The sequence below is a fragment of the Roseiarcus sp. genome (assembly GCF_049514155.1).
Lineage (GTDB): Bacteria > Pseudomonadota > Alphaproteobacteria > Rhizobiales > Beijerinckiaceae > Roseiarcus.
Genome location: NZ_JBEKVH010000171.1, coordinates 1 through 7,460 on the forward strand (window position 1 = coordinate 1; position 7,460 = coordinate 7,460).

Here is a 7,460-nt window from a genome sequence, read left to right on the forward strand (position 1 = left end):
CATCGGCGATTCGCGCGCGGGCGTCGAGGCGGCGCGGCCGCGGGCGCGGAGGCCCGCGCCACCGGCGGTTCAGTGGCGCGGGCGTCCCTGCCCGCGTCCCGGAGCGATCACAGCCACGGATGCGCGGCCGCGGACTTCTGCTCATGGGCGGCGATGGCGGGGGACTTGACCATCGTCAGGCCGATGTCGTCGAGCCCCTCGAGCAGGCAGTGCTTGCGGAACGGGTCGATGTCGAACTTGACCACGCCGCCGTCGGGACCGCGGATCTCCTGGGCCGCCAGATCGATGGTCAGCGTCGCGTTGGCGCCGCGGCGCGCGTCGTCCATCAGCTTGTCGAGGTCTTCGGCGCCGACCTTGATCGGCAGCACGCCGTTCTTGAAGCAGTTGTTGTAGAAGATGTCGCCGAATTCGGTCGAGACGATGCAGCGGATGCCGTAGTCGAGCAGCGCCCACGGCGCGTGCTCGCGCGACGAACCGCAGCCGAAATTGTTTCCGGCGACGAGAATCTTGGCGTTGGCGTAGGCCGGCTGGTTGAGGACGAAGTCGGGATTGAGCGAGCCGTCGTCCTTGTAGCGCATCTCGGAGAACAGACCCTTGCCGAGGCCGGTGCGCTTGATCGTCTTCAGATATTGCTTCGGGATGATCATGTCGGTGTCGACATTGTCGATCTCGAGCGGCGCGGCGACGCCGGTCAGTGTGGCGAATTTGTCCATCGCGCGGATTCCATCGGCCTGATAAACGTCTCGGCGCAAGCCTGTAGCAAAGGCCCGTCGACGGGGCAATCCGACCCGGGCGGCGCTCAAGAGTTGACCGATGTCCAAATTCCATGAAGCGCTCGATGATAAGCTGATCGCCTTCATCGAGGCGCAGCCGATGTTCTTCATCGCCAGCGCTACGGCCGAGGGGCGGGTCAACGTCTCGCCCAAAGGGCTCGACACATTCCGCGTCCTCGGGCCGCGCCTCTGCGCCTATCTCGACCTCACCGGCTCGGGGGCCGAGACAGCGGCGCATGCGCTCGCCGGCGGCCGGGCGACCCTCATGTTCTGCTCGTTCGGCCGCGATCCGCTGATCCTCCGCCTTTTCGGCCGCGCCCGCTGCGGCAGGCCGGGCGGCGAGCTGTGGCGCGAACACGCCGGCCGCTTCGACGCGTTTCCCGGCGCGCGGCAGATTGTCGTCTTCGATGTCGATTCGGTGCAGACCGCCTGTGGCTTCGGCGTGCCGCTGATGACGCTCGAGGCGCAGCGCTCGACCCTGACCGACACATGGGTCGCCATGGGCGAAGACGGCGTCGTCGAATACCAGCGCAGCGAGAACCGCGTCTCGATCGACGGATTGCCGACGGGGCTCGGCGAGGCATGATCGGCCCGCCGCTTTCGAGCGCACCCGGCGTCCTCACCATCGACGCCGCCGCGCTCGCCGACAATTGGCGGCTCTTGGCGCGCCGCGCCGCGCCGGGCGACTGCGCGGCGGTGGTCAAGGCGAACGGCTACGGCCTCGGGATCGAGGCGGTCGCGCCGCCGCTCTACGCCGCCGGCTGCCGCGTCTTCTTCGTCGCCCAGATCAGCGAGGGTAAAAGCCTGCGGGCGCTGCTGCCTGAGGCCGACGCGCGCATATACGTGCTCAACGGGCTGGAGGCGAAGGCCGACCCGCTCGCCGACTATTCCGCCTTCCGCCTCGCGCCGGCGATCGGCGGCGCGGCGGAGCTCGAACGCTGGGCCGCGTTCGCGCGCGCGCAGGCGAGGGCGCCGGCGGCCGCGCTGCACCTCGACACCGGCATGAACCGGCTCGGCTTCGCATCGCTCGAGACCCTGCGCGCCGCGGTCGCCGCCGCGGGCGAGAGCGGCGCCGACCTGCTGATGAGCCATTTCGTCTCTTCCGAACGGCCGGACGATCCGCTCAACGCGCTGCAGATCGCCCGCTTCGCGGCGGCGCGCGCGGCTTTCCCGACGCTAAGAACGTCGCTCGCCAACTCTTCCGGCCTGTTCCTGCCCGGACTGCCCGCCTACGACCTCGGGCGGCCGGGCTACGCGCTCTATGGCGGCAACCCGACGCCGGGGCGGCCGAACCCGATGAAGCCGGTGGCGGCGCTCGACGTCGCCATCCAGCAGATTCGCTGGATCGAGAAGGGCGAGACCTGCGGCTACAACGGCCAGTGGACGGCGGGCCGGCGCACGCGCCTCGCCACGCTGCTCGCCGGCTACGCCGACGGCTTGCCGCGCGGCGCAGGGTTCGTCGACGGCCGCGACGGGGCCGAGGTCGAGATCGCCGGCCGCCGCTGCCCGCTGGTCGGCCGCGTGTCGATGGACCTGATCATCGCCGACGTCACCGACCTGCCCGAGAGCGCGGCGCGGCCGGGCGAATATGCGCGGCTGTTCGGCGGCGAAGTCAGTCTCGACGAATTCGCCGAGCGCGCGGGCACGATCGGCTACACGGTCCTGACGGGCTTAAGCCGGCGCTACGCGCGGCGGGTCGTCGGCGCGTGAAGGATGAGGGGGTCGGCTTCGCAGTTCACCCACCCCCCCTCATCCTGATCCGCCCGCGAAGCGGGCGAGTCGAAGGATGCGGAAGGGTTTTTCAAAACGGCGACGCGCCGCTCCCCTCGTCGTTCGAGACGCGCCGCTGGCGCGGCGCTCCTCACGATGAGGGGGGATTGTGATCTGAGCTCCCCAACCGCCCTCATCCTGAGCCGCCTGCGCAAGCAGGCGAGTCGAAGGACGAGGGCGGCGCACAGCAGCCTCAGAGAGCGGCCCCAGAAAGCGCCGATCAGCGCTGCGCCTTTGCCTTCCGTTTGGCCAAAGCCACGAGCGATGCGAAGTCGCCGCGCATGTACGCTTCCTTCTTGGCGCGCGACCATCCTTTGATCCGCCGTTCCGCAGCGATCGCTTCGTCGACGCGCTCGTAGGCCTCTGAGAAAACAAGTTTCACCGGGCGACGGCTGGCCGTGTAGGCGCCGGGGATCAGCCCTTGCGCATGCTCGCTGACCCGCTCCTCGACCTCTCGCCGAGTCACGCCGGCGTAGTAGCCGCCGTCGGCGCAGAGCAGGATATAGATCGACGCGCCGCTCATCCTCGCGCCCCATTGGCGATCGCCGGCGATGATACAGCAGAAAATGGAGTTTGGAGCGGTCAGCAGCGCTCCCCCTCGTCGTTCGAGACGCGCCGCTGGCGCGGCGCTCCTCACGATGAGGGGGGATTGTGATCTGAGCTCCCCAACCGCCCTCATCCTGAGCCGCCTGCGCAAGCAGGCGAGTCGAAGGACGGTTCCGACAAGCGCCGCCCCCTCGTCGTTCGAGAGGCGCCGCTGGCGCGGCGCTCCTCAGTTTGCGAAGCGACGCGGCCCATCTCGCGACTGGAAATCCACGCCCGCTCGGCCTAAGTGAGAACGACCAGGGCGCTTTCGCCGCCCTGCTGGGACGACGCGATGAATCGACAGGACCCTTTCCCGCCCGCCGGGACTGAAGCGCAGATCCGCTTTCTCGACGGCGACTTTCGCATCCTGCGGCCCGGCGCCTTCGTCCGCTGCGCCGTCACCGACGCGCCGATCCCGCTCGAAGAGCTGCGCTATTGGAGCGTCGACCTCCAGGAAGCCTACGCCAGCCCAGAGGCGGCGCTGGCGCGGCTCGAGCGGAAGGACTGAACCGTCCCGGTCCGCTTGACACAGACGGTCGCCGCGAAATGATGGCCCCCGTCGACGAGCGGAGATCTCGATGCAGGCCTGGGCGCAGTTCTACACGGCGATCGCGGCCGCTTCGGCGGCTTTGCTGGGTCTTCTCTATGTCGTGGTGTCGATCAACGCCGCCGCCGCGCTCGGCCCCGACGAACCCATTTCGCGACGCCTGACCGAACAGGCGTTCCAGAACTACCTCGCCGTGATGATGGTGGCGCTGCTGTCGCTGTTCGCCGACATCTCGACGCGGGTGTTCGGCGCGGTGACGCTCGCGGCGACGGCGAGCTGGTCGGTGTGGGTGATCATCCGCTTCGTCCAAATCGTCATCCAGGGCGGCGAACGGCGCGCCTGGCTCGGCGCTCTCCGTCGTCATCTCTCCTCGCTGATCGGCTTCGGCATGCTGCTGGTCGCGGCGCTTCGCATGGCGCTCGGCTGGGGCGAGGACTACAATTGGCTGGCGGCGTCGACGCTGGTGTTGCTGTTCTCGGCGACGACGGTGTCCTGGGAACTGCTGACCCGGTTCGCCAGGCGCAAGCCGGGCTGACCGCTGCGACTTAAGATTGAGACCATCGACCGGCCGATCGCCAAAATGCCCCTTGCGCCCAGCCGAGGAATTGTTCATATATGAACAATGTTTCGCTCCGACCCGGGCGGAACCCGCATTTCCAAAACCTGGTGATCGCTCATGCCTAGCTACAAGGCCCCGGTCGACGACACGCTTTTCCTGCTGCGCGACGTGCTCGACTACGGGCGCTACGGCAACCTGCCGCGCTTCGGCGAGGCGCCGCTCGACGTCGTCGAAGCGGTGTTGAGCGAAGGCGGCAAGTTCGCCGAAGAGGTGCTGCAGCCGCTCAACCGCGTCGGCGACACGCAGGGTTGCGTGCGCGAGGCCGACGGCTCGGTCAGGACGCCGAAGGGCTTCAAGGAGGCCTACAAGGCCTTTGCCGAGGGCGGCTGGGTCGGGCTCGACGGCGACCCCGCCTACGGCGGCCAGGGCCTGCCGCATTTCCTCGCTGTGGCGCTGAGCGAATACACGATCGCCGCCAACCTTTCGTTCGCCATGTATCCCGGCCTCACCAACGGCGCGGCGGCGGCGCTGGCGACCCACGGCAGCGACGAGCTGAAGCAGCGCTACCTGCCGAAGATGACGACCGGCGCGTGGACGGCGACGATGAACCTGACCGAGCCGCATTGCGGCACCGATCTCGGTCTGATCAAGACCCGCGCGACCCGCCAGAGCGACGGCTCCTATCTCCTCACCGGGCAGAAGATCTTCATCTCGGCCGGCGAGCACGACCTCGCCGACAACATCATCCATCTCGTGCTGGCGCGCATCGACGGCGCGCCGGCCGGCACCAAGGGCGTCTCGATGTTCGTCGCGCCGAAAGTCCTGGTCAACGACGACGGTTCGCTCGGCGCCCGCAACGGCGTCGCCTGCGGCTCGATCGAGCACAAGATGGGCATTCACGGCAATTCGACCTGCGTGCTCAACTACGACGGGGCCAAGGGCTGGCTGGTCGGCGAAGAGAACCGCGGCCTCAATGCGATGTTCGTGATGATGAACGCGGCGCGGCTCGGCGTCGCGGTGCAGGGCCTGAGCCTGTCCGAGGTCGCCTACCAGAACGCCGCCGCCTACGCCAAGGAGCGCCTGCAGGGCCGTTCGCTGACCGGCGCCAAGGCGCCCGACAAGCCGGCCGACCCGCTGCTCGTCCATCCCGACGTGCGGCGCATGTTGCTCGAAATCCGCGCCTTCAACGAAGCGGCGCGAGCGCTGATGCTGTGGGTGGCGCTCTCCGAGGACGAGGCGCTGTCGTCGCCCGACGCCAATGCGCGCAAGCTCGCCGATGACCGCGTCGGCCTGCTGACGCCGGTGATCAAGGGCGTCTTCACCGACCAGGGCTTCGCCAACGCGGTCAAGGCGCAACAGGTGCTCGGCGGCCATGGCTACATCGCCGAATGGGGGCTCGAGCAGTTCGTCCGCGACGCGCGCATCACCATGATCTACGAGGGCGCGAACGGCGTGCAGGCGCTCGACCTGGTCGGTCGCAAGCTGCCCAAGGACGGCGGCCGCGCGATCACCGCCTTCTTCGGCGACGTCTCCGCTTTCCTCGCCGCCGACAAGGACGATTCGGCGCTCGCGCCCTATCTCGCGCCCGCCAAGGCGGCGCTTGGCCAATTGCAGCAGGCGACGATGTGGCTGATGCAGAACGGGATGAAGAACCCCGACAACGCCGGCGCGGCGTCGAACGACTATATGCATCTCTTCGGCCTGACCGCGCTCGCCTTCATGTGGGCGCGCATCGCCAAGGCGGTGCTGGCGCGCCAGGCGGCGGGGACGAGCGACGCGACGCTTGACTCCAAGCTGACGCTCGCCAAGTTCTTTGCCGCGCGCGTGCTGCCGGAGGCGGGCGCCTGCCTCGCCCGGCTGTCGAGCGGCGCGGAGACGGTCATGGCGCTGCCGGCGGCGGCGTTCTGAACGATAGAGGCGCGAAAGCGCGAACGGGAGGACGGACAATGGCGGCGGAAGCTCAGCCTGTCGGCCTGACCGGCGGGCGTCCGTGCGGTGCCGCGCGCTATCGGCTCGATGCGATCGGCGACCTGCCGTTCGGCAATTTCAGCAATCCGGTTGACCCGGCCCATCTCGGCAATTGCCAGCATCCCGACCACGATACCTGAACGGCGCGCCGCCCCGCGCGCGAAGGAGAGACGAACATGGCTGACGCGTTCATTTACGACGCCGTGCGCACCCCGCGCGGGCGCGGCAAGGCCGACGGCGCGCTGCACACCGCGACGACGCTGCATCTGGCCAAGACCGCGCTCAAGGCGATCAAGGACCGCAACGGCCTGAAGGCCGGCCAGATCGACGACGTGGTGATGGGCTGCGTCGATCCGGTCGGCGAAGCCGGCGGCGACATCGCGCGCATGGGCGCGCTGGCGGCGGGCCTCGGCGACGGGGTGCCCGGGGTGCAGATCAACCGCTTCTGCGCTTCCGGCCTCGACTCGGTCAATTTCGCCGCGGCGCAGGTGATGGCGGGCCAGCACGAGCTGACGATCGGCGGCGGCGTCGAATCGATGAGCCGCGTCGGCATCGGCGCCTCGGGCGGCGCCTGGCCGGTCGATCCGGCGATCGCCATCCCCGCCTATTTCATGCCGCAGGGCGTCTCGGCCGATCTCATCGCCACCAAATACGGCTTCTCGCGCGACGACGTCGACGCCTACGCCGTCCAATCGCAGGGCCGCGCCGCCAAGGCGTGGTCGGAGGGTCGGTTCAAGCCTTCGATCGAGCCGGTGCGCGACGTCAACGGCCTGCCGCTGCTCGAGCGCGACGAGCACATGCGGCCGGAGACCAACATGCAATCGCTCGCGGCGCTGAAGCCGTCGTTCGTGATGATGGGCGAGCAGGGCGGCTTCGACGCGGTGGCGATCCAGGCGCACCCGGAAGTCGAGCGCATCAACCACGTCCACCACGCCGGCAATTCGTCGGGCATCGTCGACGGCGCCGCGGCGGTGCTGATCGGCTCGAAGGAGGCGGGCGCTCAGCTCGGCCGAAAGCCGCGCGCGCGCGTGCGCGCCTTCGTCAACATCGGCTCCGAACCGGCGATCATGCTGACCGGCCCGGTCGACGTAACCAGGAAGCTGCTCGCCCGCGCCCAAATGCAGATCTCCGACATCGATCTGTTCGAGGTCAACGAGGCCTTCGCCTCGGTGGTGCTGCGCTACCTGCAGGCGTTCGATCTCGATCCCGACAAGGTCAACGTCAACGGCGGCGCGATCGCCCTCGGTCATCCGCTCGG

Annotated in this window: 9 protein-coding genes; 7 read left to right on the forward strand and 2 right to left on the reverse strand. The window is 68.8% G+C overall.

What is annotated here, in order from left to right:
* Nucleotides 1-107: 107 nt before the first annotated feature.
* Nucleotides 108-713 (reverse strand): 3-isopropylmalate dehydratase small subunit, encoded by a 606-nt coding sequence (leuD, locus tag ABSF49_RS18500; protein WP_424114115.1) that lies wholly within the window; start codon nucleotides 711-713, stop codon nucleotides 108-110.
* A 100-nt stretch (nucleotides 714-813) separates the two neighbouring features.
* Here leuD and ABSF49_RS18505 point away from each other — a divergent pair, with 100 nt between their 5' ends.
* Nucleotides 814-1,359, forward strand: coding sequence for a pyridoxamine 5'-phosphate oxidase family protein (locus tag ABSF49_RS18505; RefSeq protein ID WP_424114116.1), 546 nt, complete (start codon nucleotides 814-816; stop codon nucleotides 1,357-1,359).
* Entirely contained in the window at nucleotides 1,356-2,483 is a 1,128-nt protein-coding gene (gene alr / locus ABSF49_RS18510) for an alanine racemase (RefSeq protein ID WP_424114117.1), read from the forward strand. Before ABSF49_RS18505 ends, alr begins: the two co-directional genes overlap by 4 nt.
* 280 nt (nucleotides 2,484-2,763) lie before the next feature.
* Here alr and ABSF49_RS18515 read toward each other — a convergent pair whose 3' ends face one another.
* The gene (locus tag ABSF49_RS18515; RefSeq protein WP_424114118.1) at nucleotides 2,764-3,066 is read right to left on the reverse strand and encodes a GIY-YIG nuclease family protein; all 303 of its coding nucleotides are present in this window, start codon (nucleotides 3,064-3,066) and stop codon (nucleotides 2,764-2,766) included.
* A gap of 354 nt (nucleotides 3,067-3,420) precedes the next feature.
* On the opposite strand from ABSF49_RS18515, the gene ABSF49_RS18520 reads away from it, so the two are divergent.
* From ABSF49_RS18520 to ABSF49_RS18540, 5 genes are all read left to right on the forward strand, one after another.
* Complete coding sequence (locus tag ABSF49_RS18520) at nucleotides 3,421-3,636, forward strand: DUF2093 domain-containing protein (protein ID WP_424114119.1); 216 nt, start codon at nucleotides 3,421-3,423, stop codon at nucleotides 3,634-3,636.
* Between the two features lie 70 nt (nucleotides 3,637-3,706).
* Nucleotides 3,707-4,210, forward strand: coding sequence for a hypothetical protein (locus ABSF49_RS18525; protein ID WP_424114120.1), 504 nt, complete (start codon nucleotides 3,707-3,709; stop codon nucleotides 4,208-4,210).
* Between the two features lie 141 nt (nucleotides 4,211-4,351).
* Complete coding sequence (locus ABSF49_RS18530) at nucleotides 4,352-6,142, forward strand: acyl-CoA dehydrogenase C-terminal domain-containing protein (protein WP_424114121.1); 1,791 nt, start codon at nucleotides 4,352-4,354, stop codon at nucleotides 6,140-6,142.
* Nucleotides 6,143-6,180: 38 nt separating this feature from the next.
* Nucleotides 6,181-6,342, forward strand: coding sequence for a hypothetical protein (locus ABSF49_RS18535; RefSeq protein ID WP_424114122.1), 162 nt, complete (start codon nucleotides 6,181-6,183; stop codon nucleotides 6,340-6,342).
* 36 nt (nucleotides 6,343-6,378) lie between these two features.
* The coding region (locus ABSF49_RS18540; RefSeq protein WP_424114123.1) for an acetyl-CoA C-acetyltransferase at nucleotides 6,379-7,460 on the forward strand (1,082 nt) is incomplete at its 3' end.

Excerpts from the sequence above, each read along its gene's own strand:
- leuD (WP_424114115.1), bottom strand. The coding sequence starts at position 713 with ATGGACAAATTCGCCACACTGACCGGCGTCGCCGCGCCGCTCGAGATC.
- ABSF49_RS18505 (WP_424114116.1), top strand. The coding sequence starts at position 814 with ATGTCCAAATTCCATGAAGCGCTCGATGATAAGCTGATCGCCTTCATC.
- alr (WP_424114117.1), top strand. The coding sequence starts at position 1,356 with ATGATCGGCCCGCCGCTTTCGAGCGCACCCGGCGTCCTCACCATCGAC.
- ABSF49_RS18515 (WP_424114118.1), bottom strand. The coding sequence starts at position 3,066 with ATGAGCGGCGCGTCGATCTATATCCTGCTCTGCGCCGACGGCGGCTAC.
- ABSF49_RS18520 (WP_424114119.1), top strand. The coding sequence starts at position 3,421 with ATGAATCGACAGGACCCTTTCCCGCCCGCCGGGACTGAAGCGCAGATC.
- ABSF49_RS18525 (WP_424114120.1), top strand. The coding sequence starts at position 3,707 with ATGCAGGCCTGGGCGCAGTTCTACACGGCGATCGCGGCCGCTTCGGCG.
- ABSF49_RS18530 (WP_424114121.1), top strand. The coding sequence starts at position 4,352 with ATGCCTAGCTACAAGGCCCCGGTCGACGACACGCTTTTCCTGCTGCGC.
- ABSF49_RS18535 (WP_424114122.1), top strand. The coding sequence starts at position 6,181 with ATGGCGGCGGAAGCTCAGCCTGTCGGCCTGACCGGCGGGCGTCCGTGC.